This is a genomic window from Sphingomonas sp. Tas61C01 (assembly GCF_052567495.1).
Genome location: NZ_CP199583.1, coordinates 3,136,068 through 3,157,353 on the forward strand (window position 1 = coordinate 3,136,068; position 21,286 = coordinate 3,157,353).

Here is a 21,286-nt window from a genome sequence, read left to right on the forward strand (position 1 = left end):
AGACGTAGCTCTGGTAACCTATTTTGATACTGCGCAGGCGGCATCTTGCCGATCTTGTCGAGATCCACAGCCAACGAATAGCGTGGGACCTCCAGCGAGGTTAATACCTTAGCGGTAGCACCACAACATGAAAGCGTTTGCCTCACACGAAGCAGTACAGCTCAGGTTAGAGCGTTTCAATTTCGATCGGTGGCTGTAAGGTGATGGTTGCGCAATGAGATGAATCACTCCAGCTAACGCAGATAGCGAGTGTAATCTTACGAGCCTCAGTATCTCCAGGAGCGAGTGACACCTTCACGTCTTTTGGTAGCGGAGCACCGTTACTTGTGAAAGCGTCATTGAGATCATCACCTGACCTTCGACTCGATCGCTGCTTGTCGAGTTCCCCAAGGACAGTATTGAGACTAGGGTTTGACATCACGCTCGCGATGGCAAGCTGCAGTTTTGTGAATGCACCAGAAGTCTCAGCAGATCTTGCATCAGCCATGTGCGGGTCTCCTCCTTGTGAGGATCTACCAAAAGATCGCGGGGAGCAAGCGCGAACCGCTAACAGTAAGAAAACGCCTGCTCTTCCGCTATTTAGTCTAGGTCTGTCGCCATCTAAGATCCGTCCTCCGTGGAGGTGGGCCCCTCCGCCTCCATGGCCGAATGTGGGCGGTAGCAAGCATTCGCGACGTAGCGGGCGGGAAGGTCCGCTTGTGGTGGAAAGCGGACATCAAACAGCTATGGTGCACGATATGCACGAAGTAGCACAGTCGCCGCGTTTTCGGGTGGAGCGGATGGGAGAGACCGGTGGTCATTGCGACTGCTGCGGAAATGCAAGCCGCCGCGTCTGGGGGACGGTAAGTGATGGCGAGGAGATGCTTGTCGCTTACTGGATGAATTGGACCGTGGGGCATTTGGCGGACATCGGCGCCAACCTCGACATTATCTGGGGAAGGTGGGGTGAGGGAACATCCGCAGACGACCGCGTGCTGGTCTCAATGGTGCATCGAGAGCAACCTGACGGCACACCGGCACTAATGGTCATCGATGCTGGTGATCGCCCGGAAGCAAAGGGTGAACTCGCAGAGACTGCGCTCAATCGAGCTGAGGTGATCGGCACCCCGCTCGCAGCCCATGCCTTTGCTCTTGTGGATGGCATCTACGAGCAGGACGGTAGATTCTTCTAATCACGAATATCCGCAATGGTCGTCAGCGGATATTCGCACAGTGGCCCACGTTGGTGGAAAGCGGACGTAAGCTCGGTCGAGTTTATACAGTTCGAGAGTTCGAGCTTTCGCCATGTCCCGCTCGCAGCCGTTTGACAAAAGCTGACGGACAGTGCCCTCATGGCTTGCGTACAGTTTACAGTTCGCAAACCTATACCTGATCCAATCGCGTTGAGCGGCTTGAAGCAACATGCGGCGTCGAATCGGCAGCCTGCCCTGCGCCGCCTCATACTCGCTTTTCAGGCGAGCATCCCATCGCGATGCTTGCTGTTCCAAGCACTGTGCCATGCCGAAGGTGCCTCCATCAGAGCATGGCGGATCAGCAGGGTATGGTGCGCCTTCGGCAGCTGCTTGGAACATCATTAAAATCGCAAGTGTCAACATGCAGCACATCGTGAATGTCTGCAATTGGTGGAAAGCGGTCCGGCAGCTTAGCAGCGTCAGACGGCGTTTAGCGGACGTTCATGAAGCATGGGATCTGTGTCGAGGCCTACCAACGATCGGCCTGTGGCGCATCGACCAGCTGTTCCTTCAACCAATCCGTAATCAGCGCTTTGGGAAGAAGCGATAGCCAAGGGCCGCCATTAGGACTCTCCCGCGGCGGCGAGTCCGCGCGACGATACCCAAAACCGTGATTTGCCCCTGGAACTTCCAAGACCAAGGCGGCGGGATTTTCGGCGAGAGCTGCCAATGCAGCGTCACCTTGAGCACCCACGATCTCGTCACGCGCGCCAAAGATGGCAAGAACGGGAATTTTCAGGCGATTTAATGCCGTACCCGGAGCTGCCTGATACATTGAGAGCGCTTGGGGGCTATCCAGCACCCGTGTCGCACCCTCTGCCCCCACAGCATCGAAGCCGGCTCCTCTGAACTGTTTGACGACAGCGGCTCGGGCGTTCCCGGCCTCCTCTGTTGCTCCGCCTCGGCTCCGAAGTTCCATCCACGACCGCGTGGCCGTGACTACGCGACGGGATGCCTCCGGTGAATGGCCACTCTCTACGAGTTGGGCCTCCATTCTTTCGCCGAACATTGTGCCGCGTTGCCCGACTGGTCCGGCCAGAAATACGACTGCGGCTAAGTGACCATCGCGAGCCGCCACTTCCGGCGCAGCCGCTGCTCCCTGACTGTGGCCGAGCAAAGCGATCCGAGTGCCAGCAACGTCCGAACGCTTTCGCAGCCATGCGATCGTTGCTTCAATGTCCGACTCCATGTTCTGCATCGTATCCGCGAACGTTCCGGTCGACTGGCCTGCGCCACGCTTGTCGAATTCAATGGTAGCAATTCCGACTTGATTGAGGCGGTGTTCCAACGGCAGATAACCACCGCGCTTGCTCGGGCCTGAGCCGGATTGAATGATGAGAACAGGATTCGGGCCACGGCCAGTAGGAATACGAAAGGTGCCGGCAAGAACCACACCGGCTACGGACGGAATGCGAACTTCTTGCACGCTCGCCCCTGCGGCAACTTTGGTGCGCTCTGTCCTGTTCGTTCGTGCATCCGAAGCCTGCGCTAAGAGAGATGCGCTTATCACCGCAAGGACTGCCTTCGTGCGCACGGAGTTGCTCCAAGATTTTAGGTGAAGAAGATAGAGTGTGCCCGAAATCTCGGTCAGCTGGAAGCGGGGATGAATTACCAATCGGCCCGGTCGATGAGAAGGTCCGAAATGGTCGTCGCACGCTGAACGAAGGGCCGGTTTCGTGCAACCGTCATTCAGTTGGGGATGGCGAGGTTTGGGCGTACCCGCTCACCGAGCCTCTATGATCGAGACGGCCTTGATGCGGCTTGCGCGCGCGACAACAGTTCGGCGGCTTGAGGGACGAATTGAGTCTTCAGCCACGCTCGATAGCCCTGTTGCTCTAGGTGCAACCGTTTCACATCACCTCTGTAATCAGCGATTGCGTCACGCATTTTGATCGCTGGCCATTTTGCCTGGTGAGTTGCAATCGCAACGCGAGCTTTGTTCGTGCGCTCCGCGTACGCAGCGCGAAGCTCCGACGCAGCGTGAGAGGGATGACGCAACAAAGGACCAGCGAGCTGCTCCTCAATGGCCCTGCTCATCTCAAGTCCCTGCCGCGCAAGATCGCGGCGCGAGACTACAAGCTCGTTGGCGGCGGACGGGAATGCGCTGATGGCCGCAGCGCTAATGACCTCAGTGGTGCGATCATAGGCTTCGATAAGCGCGAGGATGGCCCTGTGATCCATTGCCACGACCTACAGGTATCGCGTTGCTATCGATTTAACGGAGCGCCCCGCCAACGCGAGAAACACCGCGGGGCGTGCACGCGGGATCAGCTCCAACGGCCGCGCGGTACCCGCCAGCGTCCGCTATTTGTGGAGAACGGACCGTCCGCTTAGGTGCGTCCGTCGAGAAAGGGCGACACGTTTTCGGCAATCTTTAAGGAGGCCCGATCAAAAGTGATGTTCGCCATGGCTCCATATCGAGAGAGTGCAGAGAACGCCTTGATCAATTCATCAAAGGCCGCCTCGCTTGCCTTGTCCAAGCCCGTGACGACGACGCGCAATGGCAATACTACCGCATTGATGTCCCCAACGATCATGGAGTCGATCAGCGCGGGTATGCTCTCTCCATGCCAGTCTGGAGCCCCCAGTTCTCTTAGGAGAGCGTTGTAGAAATCAGGTGGCGTCTTCCAATATCGGGCATCGAGTTGGACGACGTTCATGGCTTTCGCTTTCTAGCTCTGGGCAGAACTATGCTGGATCAATGGCGACTTTGGAGCAACTCGCTCGAACGCCTGACCGCCCGCAGTTGGGGCGATAGCGGTCATTCGACGCAACCAACACGCGAATGATCGGGATTAGTGGAAAGCGGACATCAGCGATGGCATGGATCGCTTGTGAAAACGTTGACCTTTCCCATGCTCCTGACGGTCGCAGCGGCAACTCACGCCAGCGGTCCGCGCGAGGACGGAGTGCAATGTTTCGTGCAACAGACGCTACAAACGACTAGCTATCGGCGTGCGGACGCGGACCTGAACGGGGACGGGCGCAAGGAGAGCTTCATATTACTCACCGCTCCAAGTTTTTGCGGCAGCGGCGGATGCTTGCTTCTCGTTCTCTCTCCGAGAGGCAACAGCTATCGGTTGGTCATGCGAACAACCGTGGCCAACCCGCCAATTACTATGTTTAGAGGCGCTGCTCACGGGTGGCGTGATGTGGGCGTCACGGTGCACGGCGGCGGCTTAGTTCATCCCTATATGGCGCTCCTGCGTTTTGATGGACGTCGCTACCCGAGCAATTCAACCGTCCCGCCCGCGTTCCCATTCCGCAGGTTATCTGGAAGGGTGCTAATCGCCCGGTGATATCCGCAATCGGTAAAAAGCGGACGTCAGCCGAACGGCTTTTCGAGCATGGCTTCGTAATCTTCGACTGCATCGCGGAATGCTGTGAGTTTGCGTGCGAGCATGTCGTGACGCCAATAGGCGGTTCCGGCTAACAGGAGCGACGCCAGCGCCATCTGCGTTGGACCTTCCCACGTGTGCCAATGTAGGTAGAGGGCCAAGGCGCCGACCAGAAAAACCGCGGCCAACGCCCAAGCTGTCCACGTTGCGACGGTTTCATGTGTCCACGAGTAATGTGGTTGAGGACGCCCGCTCCGAGAATCGGTCGTGTAATCGTGAAAACCGAACATCGGGCGATAGTGCATCAGCCTGCCAGTGTCCGCAATTGTGCGCGAGCGGACATGTTCCTGTCGCAGAAATGCTGAATTCTGACGTCACGAATGTCGGTGCTTTTGCGACAGTGGCGCCGTCGATCCGCGATCTGTCCCGATCTCGTCGGCGCGATTTGACGTCCTTGCGGCTAGAAGGTCGCTGACGTCGACTTCACGCACCAGTGCCATCGCGCTCTTCAAGGGTGAGTGCCACAGCACTCCTCAACCAGAGAAGATCCGCCTCTTCCGGCACGCCCGGTCCGCCGCAGGCCTGTTTCTCATTGACGCCGACAGTTGTTCGCGCGGTACGGATTCGAACGCGGGCTTATAGACCCAGACGTCGCCGCCTCCCTCCAGCGTCACTCCATAGCTTATCTGTGTCGCACAGGCCGGGATCGGCCCAATGACATAGCTGATCGGCAGCCATGTTTGATTGCCGTGGATCGGTCGTTCGTGAGAGTCGCCTCCCGCTATCACGCTCTTACCCAGCTTCTCTCTTTTGCCTTCGGAGTATTGTGACTCGCCGGAGGCCAGCCAGAACGTCACGGAGGCCGCTTTCCAGGTCGCTACGAGCGCCGTGAAGCGGACCACCTTGCCTCGATATGGTCTCGCATCGATCGCCTGACGGAGTTGCGCATAGCCGAAGGCGTTTCCGCCGTTGGACCCGATGCAGAGCAGGTCTCCGCCGGCCGGCGATCGGAAGCGGTAGGAGCCGATTGGCGAGCCTACCCTCTGCCAGAACGACTTGCCCGTGATTGGGTAATCTTCGGGAAACAGGTCGAGCTCACCGGTCTTCCAGTCAGGCCGGATGACCTGAGGACCGCTTCGTCCACCAGTCGGTATTGTATCGGCGACATCTCTAGGAAGCAGGCGACAGCGAGGAAGACGGCTCAGGACGACGATATCCTGCGCCTGGTCTTCTGGTTGCACCGCGGGCTCTGCTTGCGGTGCAGTATCGGCTTCGGGCGCAGCCATCGAAGGCTGCGGGGCGGCCAACGGTGTCAGAGCAACGAGCGCTACTGAAGGAATGCCGAGCGCGGCTACGATGTTAGACACGAGCCCGACTTCCATTATTGACTCTGCCCTGGCGTGTCACATTGGGGACATCGCTGATACGAGTTTCGAACGTCGCGTAAATCGCCGCCATTGCGACACCGGATAGCCAAACCTGGTAAGCAGTAGGCATTCCGCGTCCGCTAAAGTGAGCTGGTCTTTGTGATGGGATCATAGCACTCCAGCCATTCACCTCGCCAGATCGCCAATACGTATGAACCCTTTTTGGCTTTGCGAAATTGCGGCAGATCTCGGTCGCAGTCCTGGAAGCCGTCCGCCGAAATATTCAGGCTCATAGGTTGATCGGCCAACCTCAATCGCTCATTCAGCTCCGCGGTTGTTGGTAGCCGACCATGCTCGCGGCGGAAGTCCTCGATCGACGGTACAGCTTTTTCGAAGCGAGATAGAATCTCCTCACTCTTTCGGAGCGAGTACGCGTCAGGCTTACAGGCGAGCGCAAGAGGTAGAGACAGAAAAGTCGCCCAACGTTTTGCAATGGCGGCGCTTGCCATCCCTCATCCCTCGTCAGTGCATCGAACGCTAGCCGACTGAGCGCTGTCCGCAAGAAGACAACCGTATACCACCTTTCCTGGCGCCTACATGGTCCTTGTCGCGAATATGCTGAGTTTCGGACTTCGCGTATGTCCCGCCTTTTGCGACAGCGGCATGTCCGAACCTGGTGGAAAACGGACGTTTAGCCGAAGCCGAGCAAGCCTAATAGGCTGCCGACTGCAAAAGCCGCGAAGAACGCGACCAAGAGCCAATGCCCGGCAACATAGGAGACGGGTCGGGAGGGCGAGGTCTCCGCCATGACCGCTCTCGCTCGCACGGCTGTTTTCCAACTAGACCAAGCCCAAAAAGCGGTCTGCGCTATAACTAGCAGCTTCAACACAAACGCCATGAGCAATCCTACCACGTTGGCGAATGTCCGCATTGGGCGATAGCAGCCGTTGCGTCTTCCCGATTGGAATTGGCAATCGAGACGGCCGGGGTTGTCTCGCACGGGATGGCGTTTTGGGAAACACCAGGTTTGGTGCAAACGCGGACGATACCCGTTAGTCATACGTCCTGTAGGGACGACCTCGCCCAATATCGTGCGCAACGCCATGTGGTAGCCGGGTCTCGAAGCGAGCAAGCTGGATCTTCGCGTCAGGATCGCCGTTCCGTGCCGCGCGGCGAAGCCAATGGCGGTAGCCTTGCAGATCGCGCAGGTTAAACCGCTGCATGGCAATGTTCATCGCCGCTGTAGGCCAACGATCGCGGGTTGCGGCATGGCGAACCATCGCAGCCGGAGAAAGGGCGAGCGCCTCCGGCCGCGGATCGGAAGCTACTCTTTCTAACTCAGTTGCTGCGTCAGGATCACCGCGAAGAGCAAGGTGACGGGTCAACGCCAAGCTGCGCCGCGGGCTCTCGTCATTGAGCCAGCGCTGGAATATCCTCGCGACCCTTGGCGAAACGGACCTCTTCATCGCTTAGTCATACGACAACCATGGATACGGGCAACCTACCACCAGTTCGTCCGCTATTGGGCGATAGCGGACGTTTGCACCGCGCTAGCTCCTATCACGCGGATACAACCAGCGCAGCCCGAGGAGGTATAGCAACAAACCACCCCCAAACTGTCCAGCCCACACGACGGCGCGGTGAGTGGCGCTTGGACACGGGTATTCCGGATCACCCGCAATGCAATCGATCTGCCCGAGCATCAGAAAGGCAATGAGCGACCACCACGCGCACGAGACTATGACGACTGGCGGAAGTGACGGACGAGACATAGGTCTAACCTACCGCGCGTATCGTGGTGCGCAATGTCCGCAATCGGGCGAAAGCAAACATTCGAAGCAGTGTCGCGAGTCCGCTAACATCGGACTTCGCATATGTTGCCGCATTTGCGACAACGGAAGGCCCGATGCTGATCGACGGAAGCGAACATCGGCCTTGAAAAGGTACAGTGCTCAATGGCAGGCTGACGCAGGCGCGTTCTCGGGGGCGGGCCCGCAAATGTAGGTGGCCAGTCTGGCAGGGTCGATTTGATAACCTGCATCGTTCCGAATAAGATCCGCAATGAGCGGGAGGGCACGTGTCTGGGCGACTGGGACGCGAAGGGTGTTTGGCCAACGTTGAAAAATCCGTGCCATCAGCTGAGCTCGAAAGCGTCGCGCTAGCGCCAAATCCTCACCTCGAAAGAAAATGACCCAAACATGACCGAGTTGAAGCTTATCTGATATGGTAACCTCCATTTTTTTTGAATGACCCCCGCGATAAGCGACGGCATCAATCGATCTACGCAGTTCCGGCGACATCTCGGCCCACGTTCGCATTTCCTGCGCTGTTTCGACCTCGACAGTCAGATCATCTCTCGCCGCCTCGGACCTGAGGATGCTCAGCAAATCGGCTCGGTCGAGAGCTGTGTTCAACGGGACTTCAAAGGCTGCCACTGTCCTAGCGCTTCTAGGCTGGGGTACAGGCTGTGCGGCTATGATCACGCCGACGATCAAAGAAATGATAGAAAGTACCGAAGCAGTCGCTCCAACCGGCAAGTGGGACATTTCACTTAGCCGTGCGAGAAGTACCCATCGGCGCGCTCCAATCCGAAAAAGCCAGAGTGAAAACGTGCTAACGATCATCATCACAGCGGCGTATTCGAGCACCGCCGGAATAATGTAGATGATCTCACCGCCCATGTGCGAACACCACCTTACCTAGCTGCCTTGTCGGCCGAGGATGGCGCGTGCGGCTCTCACAATCAATGATAGCACTTGAGGCCTGCGCACGGGGAACCCTCAAAAACCGGCTGGCAGCGTCGTCGCTTCCGCGACAGCGGCATGTCCGAACCTGGTGGAAAGCGGACGTTGCGCTGCGCAGTTTGGGCGGGCAACATTCGCGAATGGCGAACATTTCCGACGGCTGGTGGAACGAGGACCGGCGGGACCTCTTTTCCTCTATAGAGGTCATCGCATCAGAGAGGCCCGACCCTGATCGGATCGGGCTGTGTCTGGACACGATCCTCAACGATCTGGAGCTTTATGATGACCCTCGCCAAGGCGCAGGCGCATGGCTCTTCGATGATGAGCTTGAACTTGCGGAGCGGCTCGGTGAAAACCTCCACGGAGCTACCGGTGAGACGAGGCCTGTCGAGGCCGGACCTACGGCGATTGCCAGCGCGGAATGGCCCGGCGCGCGGGCAACGGCTATCGAGCTGTTCCGACGTATGGAGACGAATGGCGACTTCTCCCGCTAAATGTCCGCAAGTGGGCGTTAGCGGGCATTCGAGGGTGCAGGTTTACTGCCGTTCGCGACCGATGAAGCCATGTTTAGCGAAGCCAACATCAGGGTGTTTCGCGATCCAAGCGGATAAGCAGTTAGATGCGCGGTCTGATCGGGTGATTGCCAATGTCACAGTCGCCCTATCACCTGCCTGAACGAGTTTCGCAGGCGCATTGCACTTTGCGATGGCAGCTTTAATCGCGCTAACCTCTGCCACAGGGCCTTCGGCAAACGGGAAAGCTCCAGGTTGTTGAGCAGGATCGGCTAACAGCAACGTCGCTAAAATGAGGCTCATTGCGCTATCATGCGCCCAGATCGGAATGGCTGCAATTGGGCGCTAGCGGAACGACCTCTTTTTCCACTCAGCCCGCGTCCGATACGCTGCCCAGATCACGCCGATTGCAAAAAGAAGGCAAGCTCGAAATGGCAAGCCCCGCAGCGCCTCAGCGCCTCCCTCGTTGATCCAGTGAAAAAGGAACTGCCCTACCAAAACAGGCAGCAGAACCTTGATAGGGAAGTGACGAAGCATTTGATCCATCACTCGATCGTACATCATTGCCGAACGTCCGCAATTGGGCGATAGCGGACGTTCCTGCGCAGTCGGTTCCGAACGACCACTTGCGGCGGTAAGCTGCCGTTGCGCCAAGGCGTCAACGGCGACGCCGCGCTTGAACGCCAAGGCAAAACGAGCCGAACGGCGAAGATCAAACCTCAGTGGCAACTGTCCTCTTTAATTTGAGGACCTTCCCACCACCCTTGGAAAACTGGTGTCTCGACCTGCTCGGCCGATCTTGCCCAGGCTGACTTCCCACTGCGCCCCGGTCCTGCATACTTCGCCGCCGGTCAGCGTGCCGTCTGCTTTCCGCGCAGGAACGCAGACGACCTTCTCCCTGTCAGCTTCCGACAGCCCGCCTTTGCGGGGTGACGCACAAGCAGGTGCGATTGCGACGATAGTCGCAGCGGCTGCGAGTAACATAGCCCTTGGCAACTCTGCCTCCCGATCTGATCATACTTTCCACCAGATTGGACCAACGCGCAATCCCTGCCAAGGTTGGCTTGTGGGCGCTTTCGGTAATTGGGCGTGACCGGCGTCGGAATGGCTGAATGTGGTGGAAAGCGGACATTGGCATCGGCGTATGTTAACCCAAGCGAGCAAAACTCGCTGGGGAAAGAAACATAATGATTGCTCGGCTCCGCGCGGTTGCCTCGCTCCTTATCATCACGTCATCGCTGACTGCTGGTTGTCGAGACATGGAGACTGAACAATTGGCGCGGTTGCGGGAGACTTGCAAAACCTTCAAATTCGTTCTGCCGCCGTGGCGTTCTGCAGCCGATGCTCTGAAAAGGCGGATCCAAAACAAAGAGGTTGATCCGTGGCAGGATGTGCGAATATCTTCACCTAATGATGACGATAATAGCCTTGATATGGCTGCACCCGATCAATTTACCGTGACTGTTTTAGAGATTTATGAACGCGGAGTGTTTCGCCTAAACATGCGCCTACCAATTTATAATCGTTACAGTAGCGCCTTCATCTTGATGGCAGCAAGAATAACGCCCATTAGCTGCGATGGCCCGTGGTTTGCGCATCTCTGATCGCGCACCCAATAGTTTATGTATTTTAACAGGCGGTACGAGGGAAATGTGTACGTAGGGCTGATTTTTACTTTGCCAATCGTATGCTGTCTAGTGGTGCGCTTTGTGCTAATCTCGTTCTAGCGCGCGATTATCGTGGCAAACACTCCCGACTTACTCGGCTTCACGGATAGTTCATATCATCATTGCTAGGTTGGCTCTTAAGCCTTGTTGTATTCACGCCACCTATCCCCCTCTGGAATGTCCTCGTTCCCGTGAGGCGGTCTATTATGCATACGGATTGCCTGTTCCCGTGGTTACCCTTCTCGCGTTTGATGGACACGAGGGGTCGTACTCATAGCTTTTCGGAACGCTATTGCGGTACCATTCACCGATGAAGATGCCGGGGCGGTCATGTTGGCGCCGTTATGTCCGCGACTGGGGGGTAAGCGAAATGGCCGCCTGCTCTGAGACTGCCCACCTCCCACTGCTGCAAACGGACTTCGTCAGAGGACAAAGCGCGAAGCTCCGCTGGCACGATGAACGACGGAAAGTGAGGATCCTACTTTTCCAACCTTTGATCGTGCGACACAAGAGGTCATGAGGCTATCCTTCCGCTCCGTATATCCTTCACCATTTCTACCCGGATAATGCTTCGGCGGACTCTAGGTTCGTCGTCGGTGCGTTACGGCGAGTATGCGCAGACTATAGAGAAGGCAAAAGCCATCATTTACAAGAGGCGTTAAACGAGCTTTCTATCTCCACACTTCGCGAAGAACCCGATCACAAGCGCCGTGAGATTTTATTAAACGCCGAAAATAATCGTCATGATCTTCCGATCACACAAACATGCCAGTCCATCAATGTAATGATACGTTTAGGGCGAGACCTCGCTCTACGGCATGAGGGGAAAGGCGCAATCTAGGTAATACTCTATAGGTCATCCGCGGTGTGAGATGATGTTCTTGGACCTGAGCGGGCAGCCGGTCGTGCGGGCGCGCGTTGCGAAAAGACGACGATCCGGGCCGACGCAGCGGTTTCGCTATGATCCCGCTACGGGAATGTCCGGGTTTGGGCGCTTCCAGTCCGTCCGCTTCGCCGCCAGAAGCTGCCGGTCGGCTTTCGGCACGATCGATGAGGCTACGAATGGGTCTGGTTCTGTTCGCAGCTGCTTCAAACCGCGTTATGGTAGAACGATGGTAACCGGCACTCACAATCTAAGTCGGCGATCCTATCTCGCCTTGGCATCCCTGGCAGCATCGCTCCTGGGTTCACTGCTGGCGGCAGTGATACTCTCTGTTAGCGAGGAAAACGGCATCGCGGTCCTCCCTGCTGCGCTCTTCATCTTCCTATTCGGCACCTCTATAGCTATTCCTGTAGGATGGCTGGTGGGCGTTCCTACGCTTGCGATTACGAGTCGCTTTCTGCCGACGCATATAATTCCAACAACTCTGCTGTCCTCGATCGCGGGACTGATCGGGGGCTGCGCTCTTCAGAGATGGGGTGGTGGGACTGGATTTGGCAGTGCCTTCGCCATCTTTGGGGCTTGCGTCGGGGGAATGCATCCTTTGGTTCATAGTCGCCTTTGCGGCGGACGGTGGAGCAGTCTAGCCACCGCTCTCCTGCTGAGCGGCGTAGCAGTTCCGGCAGCTGCGTACGCAGGCGAGAGCGTACATAACATGATCGAGAGTCGCAGAGAGTTCGGCTCCAGGTGCGCCAATCGTTACAGATCGATGGCGTTCGTGGCCGACAAGACTGCGTTGGGGCGTTCAGGCCAAGAAAAGCTTGTCGGCCAAGGTAAGTGGTTCAACCAACGGCAATGGCGCTCGCTGTATGCGTCGGAACGTTGGATCCCGCTAAACAATGCCCGGGTGCTCATAGCTCGACGCTACGCTTACGTACCGAGCGGCTTTGCCGGTTGGATCACAGGTGGTCGACGCGTGGAAGATCATTGCCTCTCGGAGAAGAAGGGGCACGCAGCGGCCTTGCTACGTCGAAGCGGATTTGGCCAGCGCCCGACACTCCACGATTTGGAAAACTGAGGCCACTATCGGCAGCGCGCGATCTGAAGATGGATGAGCTTCAAATATCGGTGCACGCCGCGAGAGCCGCGAACGTCCGCACTTGGGCAACATCGAACCTCGCGCGTCGACCACGTCGCTGACTGATCAATCCAGCCAACAGCCGGAGTTCGCAGTCTATATCATTGTGCCGTTGGCGTGCGGCTAAGGCTCTCGGCGATTATTTTGGCAAGCTTGACCCGTTCCCGAACCATGCAAGCATCTCTTTGGTCGCCGGTGTGGAATTTGTCGCCGCACATCCGCGCAGCATCGCAAACGTAACGGTCGACGTCTGCATTGCCGCTCGATTTGGTAACAGTGCAGGCTGACACGCGTTCGCTTTTGAAGCCGAGATCGTATGCCGTGGCGTTTGCGATCGTCGACGCCGAATGCTCGAGGTCGGTAGCTCCAGCTTGCAGGGCGCCCACCAACAACGTCACTGCGAGAACAAACATAAGCTAAGCCGCTTTGCACGAGGACGCACTTGCCCTCAACTCGCACACGAGATGACGACGAATGTCGCTAGGCGCGATCGAGGCGAGGGTAAAGCTGCCATCCACATCGTGTGATGCACCGTCTGCCATTGGTGGTTACCTGTCCTTCCACTTCTTGACGGAAGCTTTAGCGGTTGCGAGCGGCGGAGAGCGGGCCGGCGGCCTTGCAATATCACTTCCACGCACGAATGCTCAAAATGGTGGCGGCGCCGTGTAAATCAGTTCAACACGCTGCAAATCCTCTGGCTCAAATTTGGCGACAGCGACCCTGACTTTCCACATCAGGCTGTTGGCGCCGGGTGGAAAGTATATTAGCTCGTAGTTCTGCCGATCTACGCCATCGGCCTCGCGCTTAATCGAGTAAGGCTTATCAAAGGACATCTCGATGAATGCTCGCCGAGGCGAAATTGCTGTAACATCGTAGAAGGCGGGGCCGCCCGATACTAACTCGAAAGTGAGCTTCGCTCGGCTACGTAGCTGTGATTGTGCCATCTGTAGCTTGCCGATCAAGGTGTCCCGTTCAATTTGTGTCAGACCGTCCAAAAAGGAAGCCACCTGTGCTGGCGAAGGTTGTTGTGCGACGACCGGCACGGATGCCACGCCGACTGCGAGCAATCCGATGAATAGTAAAGAAGACAAACCAGCCATCGTCGTAGACTGACACGCCACGCGAATGTCCGCAATTGGGCGTAAGCGGAATGGCCGGATTTGGTGGATAGTGGCCCGACCGCTTTTGGGTGCTGAGATGACGTAATCGGACCTTTGTTCATTCTAGCCGGCGGCGGTTACGCGCGCTCATTCGTTCATCGAAGCGCGTGGCCGCCGATCCCACAAACGGACATTTTGACACTGGCTTCTGACACCTTTAGTCCCGCCGAAATCCGTGCGTTAGCCTGCAGCGTCAGAACCCTCCGGTTGTGACACCCGCCAATCGCCTGGATGATCCCGATGGCAAAAGAAGTAAGGTCAAGCGTACGCAAAGCCACGACACCCCCGCTTATTTGTTTCAAGGCTCCCGCTCACATTGTATTCGACCGCAATTAGCTGCATGCTTCAGCAACCATGCGTCAAGGCATCTCACAGCCTAGCTGATTTGCGAGGTTGCGAGCTGTGATGAACGTTCAAACCTGGACACGCACGAAACGTCTCGACTTGCAAAATCTCGCAAGCGCAGTCGGAAACGCGGCGATGTCAGAATTCGAGCTTTGGCCTCGGGTTGCCATCAACGAAGTGAGTGCCGGGCGTGCCGTGAAGGCTTGCGCAGAGCGAATCGCGAAGAAACTTGAGCGTACGCACGCATCGAGCGACATCGGATGGCAATTCTCCGTCTTCGAGTCAGCATCGGAGGAGCTACGCGAGATAAACGAAAATCATTTCTTTCAAGAGGTTCTTGCATCGAAGGTTGTCCGCAAGCGCAGCGGCGACTCTGAGCCTCTCGGGGGCCAGGTAAGGAACGAAATAGTTTCCATCTCAGCGTTTATGGCCAGCAACCAACCAGAGCCGCCGGCACCGTTACGAGTAGCCAGGCCGCCCAGCATCCCAACAGCGGCAGAACGACTGCGCGCGTTAACTCCTGATCAGCAGATTGGCCCTGTCCAGTTCGAGTATGACGGCTCAGTTATTCGCGTTCGGCATTACGGAAGCGCCATTCCGGAGATCGATCGAGCGAGCGCCGAACAGGCGAGAATTGCCCTTTTAGACGAAGGTGATTGGCTTGTAGGTAATCTTCAGGGTTCAAACACCGATCGCCGGCTAACTTCTACTATCGAGGGAATGCAGAGCCGTCTGCGAGAGCGGCAAGACGTGATACAGCTAGGTATAGCAAACCTTGCCTGCGACCAGGTCACCAAACGTCTTGGTGAAGAGCTGGCTGACGTTATGGGCGCACGCCTTCACGCCTACACCATAGGCATAAGCTTCTACGTCGCACAATTTCCCGAGTGGCAGCGCTTCTCTGAAAATGCTGCGGCAGCGGAGCACACGCCAGCTGATGCGCAACTTGCCTACCAGGCGGCCACTCGCCTCGTAGCTAAACTTGACGAGCTGCCCGAGCTCGTTGATCCCGAGGTACCAATGTCAATACGTCTTGTCGTAGAGGCGCTAGGTCATCCATCACGGGCCACGCGGAGAGCGGTATATGCATTACTGCGAATATTAGAGAACTTCGCAGCTAAGGCTTTGAGCGAATTCAGCGGCATGTATGGAGCAATATCATCCGGAGCTCGCAAAGGCGTAGAAGCCGGCCTGAAGGGCACGGCGGCAATTGCGGTTGTTTTTGCTGCAACTCAACTGGCGAGCAGCATATCTCCGCCCGCGGCACGCGTGTTGAAGGCAACATGGTTGGCAAAAGCGGCTCAGATCGCGGAGGATTTGATCAAAGGTTCTTAATTCCGCCTTTTAGGAGTGCGTTTTCGGATGGTATCCTTAGTACGTCTTTTCTCGGCGTTCGTGTGTCAAAACCGAGCGGTTGTGACACCGGCGATGGTCGCGACACCAAGGCGTGTGCGGAAGCCGCCTGCGCGTACCAAATCGAGCCACTCGTCCGAGCGCGGTTCCGGGCTGGGCTTGATCGATTTGCTTGTCGCCGCCTTCACGATAGGTACTCTGCAAATCTGGGGAGAATTACTGGCATGATCCGCAACCTATGTCTCGCTGTCGCGGCAACCCTGACGATCGCGGCTTCACCCGTCGCGGCTGAGAAGGTCACGTTCAGTGGTGCCGGCACGGTGAGCCAGGTCTCGGGCGCGCTGACGCCGACCGGTAGTGCGGTTCAGGGTAGCGACTTCGCCTTCAGCCTCGACTTCGACACTGACGCAGCAAAACTCTATACCGTCGACGAGTTTGGGGCATATTACGACCTGCCGGTCAGCGCCTTCTCTGCGACCTTGGGGAGCTATGGCTTTGCGCTGTCCGAGGACCCCCTCTTCGTGCCGACCGTCGAGCTCTACAATGCATTCAGCTTCCTTGGCGGTACTAGCTCGGAAGCCGTACTCGTCGCCAACTTCTATCTGGCGGGCACGATTAAGCCCACAGGAAGCGCCACGTCCCCGTTCCCCATCCCGCCTGGGGTTTACGACACGCTCCTTCTCTCTGCGGTTTTCAGAACCGGAGATGTTCAGGTGCCACTCGGTTTCGATCAATTCCGCGATCCGTCGCTCGCTGCGAGCCGAGGCTTTAGCTACGGCGTAATCGATCGCGCCAATCGCAAATCCGGACGGCTAAGCGGCAGCTATGATGGCGGCTTCAGTTCCGTTGCCGCGGTCCCCGAACCCGCAACCTGGTCGATGATGCTGGTCGGCTTTGCACTGCTGGGAGCTGCATTGCGTCTGCCACGGACTCGCAGGGCACTGCGGCCGGCGTGATGCAAAGCGTCGCTCGCTCGGAGCGGATTACAATCACATGTTCAGCAAGCGGGTGAAGCACGAGCCGCTGGAGAACCTATAATGGTCGACGCAGGGGCGCTTGACGTCATCCGCGAGCGGGACATGGCAACCCACCGCATGGGGTTCGCGATCATTGCATCGGGCTTGCTGTGCCTCATCGTAGCAGTCGGGCTTTGGAGAGCTGGCCATCGGCGAACGGCCACTGCTCTTGGTGTCGTTGGCTTTCTCGTGAGCATCACGGGATGCGCATACACCCAGTCGAAGATCATGCTCTGATTGGCTCTCCGCTCTACATGAGCGCCGCATGCTTAGCCGGTGAAAACGTGGCGAGGCCGGCGCAGCTCGGCGCGAACGGGGGCACCTCTCTCGCGTTCTGCTCAAAGCCGAGCCACATTCGCCTGTGCGTCTAGGCTAACCTCTCTAGCGGGTCCCCCGGGCAATCAAGCCCGCTATCGCGCTTCCTCCTGGATAGGGCGAGCGCCACATGAACGAACGGCAGAAACTCCGAGGGTGAAAAGGCACGCGAGCGGCCGCAAGTGGGTCGCCTCCGCCAATTGGCAAATGCTTCGTCAAACCTGGCCCGCCCGCGATTGCAGAGAAATTGGTCGACGCGCTGACCCGAGATGCTCAGGCAATCGGGGCGGGTGGATCACGCTCCAGTTCGGCACGAATATAGTCGACAAACGCACGCGCCGCGATCCGTGCAGCGCGGCCCTCAGGAAAAAATGCGTGAACCGGGAGCTTCGCTGTCGTCCAGTCGCGAAAGAGCCGCTCCAACGCGCCGCTGCCGAGCTCGCGCTGTGCCGCCCAGGAAGTTGTCGACGTGATCCCCAGCCCGCTCGTGACCGCGGCAAGGGCGCCGGTCGTGTCATTCACGGAGAGATGGGGCCGCACGTCCACGGACACGCTCTGCCCGGGCTTTTCAAAGCGCCACGACGAGGATTGCGACGCAGCAGGGCCGCCGACAATGCGGTGGCCGGATAGCTCGCGCGGGTCCGATGGTCTGCCAGCGCTCGAGTTACGCAGGCGACGCCACGATCACTCGGTGCATGTGCCCAATGAGCTTCGCTGTTCCCGAGCCTTCAGGCAAATTGCCCACACGGATGCCAACGTCGACCGCTTCACGCACCATGTCCTGCCAGTCCCGGCGGCTGTGCTCCGCGAGGATGATGTATGAACAAGCGTCCGCTTGAGGAAAGCACTTGTGCCGAACTGAACGTCCATTTGTGAGTCAACGATAGCCAGCGGCCTGCAACTCGAACAACTCCGCATAGCGACCGCCGGCGGTGAGCAGATCGTCGTGGGTGCCGGACGCCTCGACCCTGCCGTCGCTGAGCACCAGGATGCGATCAGCCATGCGAACGCTGGAAAAGCGGTGTGAGATAAGCACTGCGCTACGTCCGGCGCTGAGTTCCTGGAAGCGTTGGAAGACCTCGTACTCCGCTCTCGCGTCGAGCGCCGCAGTGGGCTCGTCGAGGATCAGAACCTGGGCATCGCGCATATAGGCCCGCGCAATCGCCATTTTCTGCCACTCGCCGCCTGACAGGTCGACGCCGCCCTGGAACCGCTTGCCGATCATCTGGTCATAGCCGTCCGGCAGCTTGGCCACCACGCCATCGGCGAGCGCGGCGGACGCTGCCGCCTCGATCCGCTCGCGATCGCCCCGTGCCTCGATCCGGCCGACCGCGATGTTGTCGGCAGCGGGCAGGTTATAGCGCACGAAGTCCTGGAAGATCACGCCGATGGCAGCGCGCAAGGCGTCGAGGTCGTAGTCGCGCAGGTCACGTCCATCGAGCAGGACGCGGCCTTCCACGGGATCGTAGAGCCGGGCGAGCAGCTTCACGAGCGTGGTCTTGCCGGCACCGTTCTCGCCCACCAGCGCCAGAACCTCGCCGGGCGCCAGCGTGAACGACAGGTGCCGCACCGCCCAGCGCTCGACGCCGGGATAGCGGAAGCCCACGTCCTGAAAAACGAAGCCCTGCTGCACTGGATGCGGGAACGGCAGCGCGCCTTCGGGCGAGCGGATGCCCGGCTGCGCCCGGAAGAAGGAGAACAGGTCGTCTATGTAGAGCGCCTGGCCCGCGGTCGAGGAGAAGCCCGTGAGCAGATTTTCCAGCAGTCCACGCAGCCGCAGGAATGACGCGGCAAGGAAGGTGAGGTCGCCGATCGTGATCGTGCCGGTCACCGCCCGCCACGCGATGTAGGCATAAGCGGCATAGTAGGCGACCGTGCCGAGCGCTGCGAAACCGGAACCCCAGATCGCCCTGCGCAGCGCCAGCCGCCGGCTCGCATCGTAGGTATCGCGCGAGATCGTGCGATAGCGGTCGATCAGGAACGGGCTGAGGCCGAAGATCTTGACCTCCTTGGCCGTGTCCGCACTGGCGGCGACCTGGCGGACATAGTCGAGCTCGCGCCGCTGGGGCGTGCGGACGTAGCTGAGTGCATAGCTCAGCGCGTTGAAATGCGCCTCGCCGAGGAACGAGGGCACCAGAGCAATGGCCAGCAGGACGATCAGCCAGGGGGCGTAGACCACCAGCCCGGCGGCGAAGCTCACCACCGTGACGATGTCCTGCGCCTGCCCGAACAGCTGACCCATCAGCGACATGCGCCCGCTCGCCTGCATCCGGGCGCGGTTCATGCGGTCCTGGAACGCCGCGTCCTCGAAATCAGCAAGGTCGAGCGTTGCGGCATGCTCCATCAGCCGCACGCTGGCGTCGTTGCTGACCTGGTCGGACAACAGCCCGTCGACCAGCGACACCAGCCGGCCGAGCAGGTCGGACGCGACCGCGAGCGCGAGTTCGGCGAGGAGCAGAGCTTCCAGCCGCCCGAGCAGGCCGGAGCCGAGCCACGCGAACACGCCCGTCGGACGTACCGAGAGGTGGGTCAGGTGCACGACCTCGTCGATGATGAGCTTGCCGACGAACAGCGTCGCCACCGGCAGCAGCGCGCGCACCAGCCGTACGGCGAGCGTGGTGACGGTGAGCGGCCGGCTGGTGCTATAGACCATCGCGAGGAACGGCGGCAGGTTGCGCAGCGCGCCCAGCCGCTCGCACCAAGTGGTCGGCCGGGGTGGGACGCCGCCGCGGCCCGGTCTGACACCGAGCGCCATTCAACTGCTCCGGTACGACATGCTGTCGCCGGTTTCGTGCCGGCGTGCGGGAGGTGTTGGCATCATCTGCATGCTGGCCCGTTACACGGTCGGCTGTCACACCGTCAGGGTGCTTGGTATTCCTCTATCGATGCTGCCCGCAGGCGGACCGGGCCGGGTCTCGCCAACACCGGAGCGGCCACCATCCCGGCTTCCGCGACTGATGAACAAGGGTCCGGTCTCGGGGGGCCTTCCGGGGCTTCGAATGGCCGCAACTGGGTCTAAAAGAGATTTGCTGTCCAGGCCCGCGACAGTCTCGCACGGAGGCTCCGTTTACCGCGTAATTGGCAGGAGGGGTGACTTGGCGCTCCCGAACCAACGGACTAGCTCAATATCGGCGGTCTGGTTGTGCTTACCGCCCGAACTCGTCGCAATATAGAATAGCCCGCGTCCGACCGGTTGAAAGCCGACATCCGCCTTCTGCATCCAACCTTTGATCCCCGTCGACACATCCTTCAGGCCCTCGCTGGCAAGGGGAATGACCTCACCCCGTGCCCAGGTTCCAACGGCGCGGCCAGGCACGCCAACGAGGCTGCCCACTCGTGGTCGAGTGTCCGCATCGACCGAGAAGAGCAAATAGTTTGGGAAGTTGGGCTTGGCACCCTGGTACACCCCCATAAACCAGCGGCGCCCAGACACGTCGTAAGCCAGGTTCTGAACACCAAAGCGCGTGTTGCCGGTGCGCACGAAGTATTTGCCAGCCAGCTCCGCCGGTCCGCGGTGATGAGGGGACGCTTCGATAAGTGGACTAGCGTACTTCGCCCAGTCGCTGATGTCGTATTGCAGCAGCACCTGATGATCGTTGTCCGCCCGTGCGGTGTTGCCGTAGATGCCATATGCGACCGTCAGGTAGTGCTTGCCGCCGATGCGGCCGAAGGCCACGCCGTCGATCCCGGAGCAGCCGTAGCGATGATCGGGTGAGGCCTCGTCATCTTCGACCCGTCCATCGCCGTCGAGGTCAGCCCGGTAATCGGTCGCGACTTCCGGAAGGTAGACGGTGCGGAAGAGGTTGGAGGAGCCCGCTTCAATGCCGACGCGGTCGATTCGACTGACGTCGATCACGGCGATGTAGAAGCTTGCGTCCTTCTTGTATTCGAGGGAACCGTAGACCTTGCCATCGGCTGGGTTGAAGTCGAGATCGCCAAGATGGCCGTGCCACCCGACCAGCGAGCCAACGAGATTGCCCTTCAGGTCGTACTTGGCGAGGAGGGTCGTGAAGGAATAATAGATGTAGCCGCCGCGTCCATCGACGGCGATCCCTTGTACGTGACCTGAGTCCCACGTGCCTCCGTTCTGGCGCAGCGGCAACCGAGCGACATCGGCATTGTTGTCGGCGTGCGCAGAGGCGGTCGTCGTCAGAACGAGCAGGGTGAGAAGAGCCAAGCGCCTGAGCATCGTTCTTCGACCCGTGTTGATCTTTGGTAA

Annotated in this window: 19 protein-coding genes; 6 read left to right on the forward strand and 13 right to left on the reverse strand. The window is 58.9% G+C overall.

The window, feature by feature from the left end; genetic code table 11:
* The first annotated feature begins 701 nt into the window (after window positions 1–701).
* Entirely contained in the window at window positions 702–1,172 is a 471-nt protein-coding gene (locus ACT009_RS14755) for a hypothetical protein (RefSeq protein ID WP_445191817.1), read from the forward strand.
* On the opposite strand, the gene ACT009_RS14760 is transcribed toward ACT009_RS14755, so the two are convergent.
* The 8 genes from ACT009_RS14760 to ACT009_RS14795 form a co-directional block, all read right to left on the reverse strand.
* The gene (locus ACT009_RS14760) at window positions 1,173–1,604 is read right to left on the reverse strand and encodes a lysozyme inhibitor LprI family protein (protein WP_445194112.1); all 432 of its coding nucleotides are present in this window, start codon (window positions 1,602–1,604) and stop codon (window positions 1,173–1,175) included.
* Between the two features lie 97 nt (window positions 1,605–1,701).
* A complete protein-coding gene (locus ACT009_RS14765; protein ID WP_445191818.1) occupies window positions 1,702–2,847 on the reverse strand; it encodes an alpha/beta hydrolase family protein in 1,146 nt (381 codons plus the stop codon).
* A gap of 119 nt (window positions 2,848–2,966) precedes the next feature.
* A complete protein-coding gene (locus ACT009_RS14770) occupies window positions 2,967–3,419 on the reverse strand; it encodes a hypothetical protein (RefSeq protein WP_445191819.1) in 453 nt (150 codons plus the stop codon).
* Between the two features lie 143 nt (window positions 3,420–3,562).
* Complete coding sequence (locus ACT009_RS14775) at window positions 3,563–3,892, reverse strand: barstar family protein (RefSeq protein WP_445191820.1); 330 nt, start codon at window positions 3,890–3,892, stop codon at window positions 3,563–3,565.
* Between the two features lie 665 nt (window positions 3,893–4,557).
* Window positions 4,558–4,860 carry a hypothetical protein gene (locus ACT009_RS14780; protein WP_445191821.1) on the reverse strand — a complete coding sequence of 101 codons (303 nt, stop codon included), beginning with the start codon at window positions 4,858–4,860 and terminating at the stop codon, window positions 4,558–4,560.
* A gap of 243 nt (window positions 4,861–5,103) precedes the next feature.
* The gene (locus tag ACT009_RS14785) at window positions 5,104–5,856 is read right to left on the reverse strand and encodes a hypothetical protein (RefSeq protein ID WP_445191822.1); all 753 of its coding nucleotides are present in this window, start codon (window positions 5,854–5,856) and stop codon (window positions 5,104–5,106) included.
* 221 nt (window positions 5,857–6,077) lie between these two features.
* Window positions 6,078–6,446, reverse strand: coding sequence for a hypothetical protein (locus tag ACT009_RS14790; RefSeq protein ID WP_445191823.1), 369 nt, complete (start codon window positions 6,444–6,446; stop codon window positions 6,078–6,080).
* Window positions 6,447–7,889: 1,443 nt separating this feature from the next.
* Entirely contained in the window at window positions 7,890–8,618 is a 729-nt protein-coding gene (locus tag ACT009_RS14795; RefSeq protein WP_445191824.1) for a hypothetical protein, read from the reverse strand.
* A gap of 203 nt (window positions 8,619–8,821) precedes the next feature.
* Between ACT009_RS14795 and ACT009_RS14800 the strand changes: the two genes are divergently transcribed.
* The 3 genes from ACT009_RS14800 to ACT009_RS14810 all read left to right on the forward strand — a co-directional run bounded on the left by ACT009_RS14800 (window position 8,822) and on the right by ACT009_RS14810 (window position 12,818).
* The gene (locus ACT009_RS14800; RefSeq protein ID WP_445191825.1) at window positions 8,822–9,175 is read left to right on the forward strand and encodes a hypothetical protein; all 354 of its coding nucleotides are present in this window, start codon (window positions 8,822–8,824) and stop codon (window positions 9,173–9,175) included.
* A 1,277-nt stretch (window positions 9,176–10,452) separates the two neighbouring features.
* Window positions 10,453–10,797, forward strand: a complete 345-nt coding sequence (locus ACT009_RS14805; RefSeq protein ID WP_445191826.1) for a hypothetical protein — start codon at window positions 10,453–10,455, stop codon at window positions 10,795–10,797.
* 1,721 nt (window positions 10,798–12,518) lie between these two features.
* Window positions 12,519–12,818 (forward strand): hypothetical protein, encoded by a 300-nt coding sequence (locus tag ACT009_RS14810; protein WP_445191827.1) that lies wholly within the window; start codon window positions 12,519–12,521, stop codon window positions 12,816–12,818.
* Window positions 12,819–12,979: 161 nt separating this feature from the next.
* Here the strand turns inward: ACT009_RS14810 and ACT009_RS14815 are convergent, their stop codons facing one another.
* Complete coding sequence (locus ACT009_RS14815) at window positions 12,980–13,291, reverse strand: hypothetical protein (protein WP_445191828.1); 312 nt, start codon at window positions 13,289–13,291, stop codon at window positions 12,980–12,982.
* A gap of 231 nt (window positions 13,292–13,522) precedes the next feature.
* Window positions 13,523–13,978 (reverse strand): hypothetical protein, encoded by a 456-nt coding sequence (locus tag ACT009_RS14820; RefSeq protein ID WP_445191829.1) that lies wholly within the window; start codon window positions 13,976–13,978, stop codon window positions 13,523–13,525.
* Between the two features lie 465 nt (window positions 13,979–14,443).
* Here ACT009_RS14820 and ACT009_RS14825 point away from each other — a divergent pair, with 465 nt between their 5' ends.
* The gene (locus tag ACT009_RS14825) at window positions 14,444–15,718 is read left to right on the forward strand and encodes a hypothetical protein (RefSeq protein WP_445191830.1); all 1,275 of its coding nucleotides are present in this window, start codon (window positions 14,444–14,446) and stop codon (window positions 15,716–15,718) included.
* A gap of 242 nt (window positions 15,719–15,960) precedes the next feature.
* A complete protein-coding gene (locus ACT009_RS14830) occupies window positions 15,961–16,692 on the forward strand; it encodes a PEPxxWA-CTERM sorting domain-containing protein (RefSeq protein WP_445191831.1) in 732 nt (243 codons plus the stop codon).
* A 648-nt stretch (window positions 16,693–17,340) separates the two neighbouring features.
* On the opposite strand, the gene ACT009_RS14835 is transcribed toward ACT009_RS14830, so the two are convergent.
* The 3 genes from ACT009_RS14835 to ACT009_RS14845 all read right to left on the reverse strand — a co-directional run bounded on the left by ACT009_RS14835 (window position 17,341) and on the right by ACT009_RS14845 (window position 21,244).
* On the reverse strand, window positions 17,341–17,739 hold the full coding sequence (locus ACT009_RS14835) for a LysR substrate-binding domain-containing protein (RefSeq protein ID WP_445194113.1): 399 nt from the start codon (window positions 17,737–17,739) through the stop codon (window positions 17,341–17,343).
* Window positions 17,740–17,944: 205 nt separating this feature from the next.
* A complete protein-coding gene (locus ACT009_RS14840; protein WP_445191832.1) occupies window positions 17,945–19,822 on the reverse strand; it encodes an ABC transporter ATP-binding protein in 1,878 nt (625 codons plus the stop codon).
* 312 nt (window positions 19,823–20,134) lie between these two features.
* Complete coding sequence (locus tag ACT009_RS14845; RefSeq protein WP_445191833.1) at window positions 20,135–21,244, reverse strand: hypothetical protein; 1,110 nt, start codon at window positions 21,242–21,244, stop codon at window positions 20,135–20,137.
* Window positions 21,245–21,286: the final 42 nt, after the last annotated feature.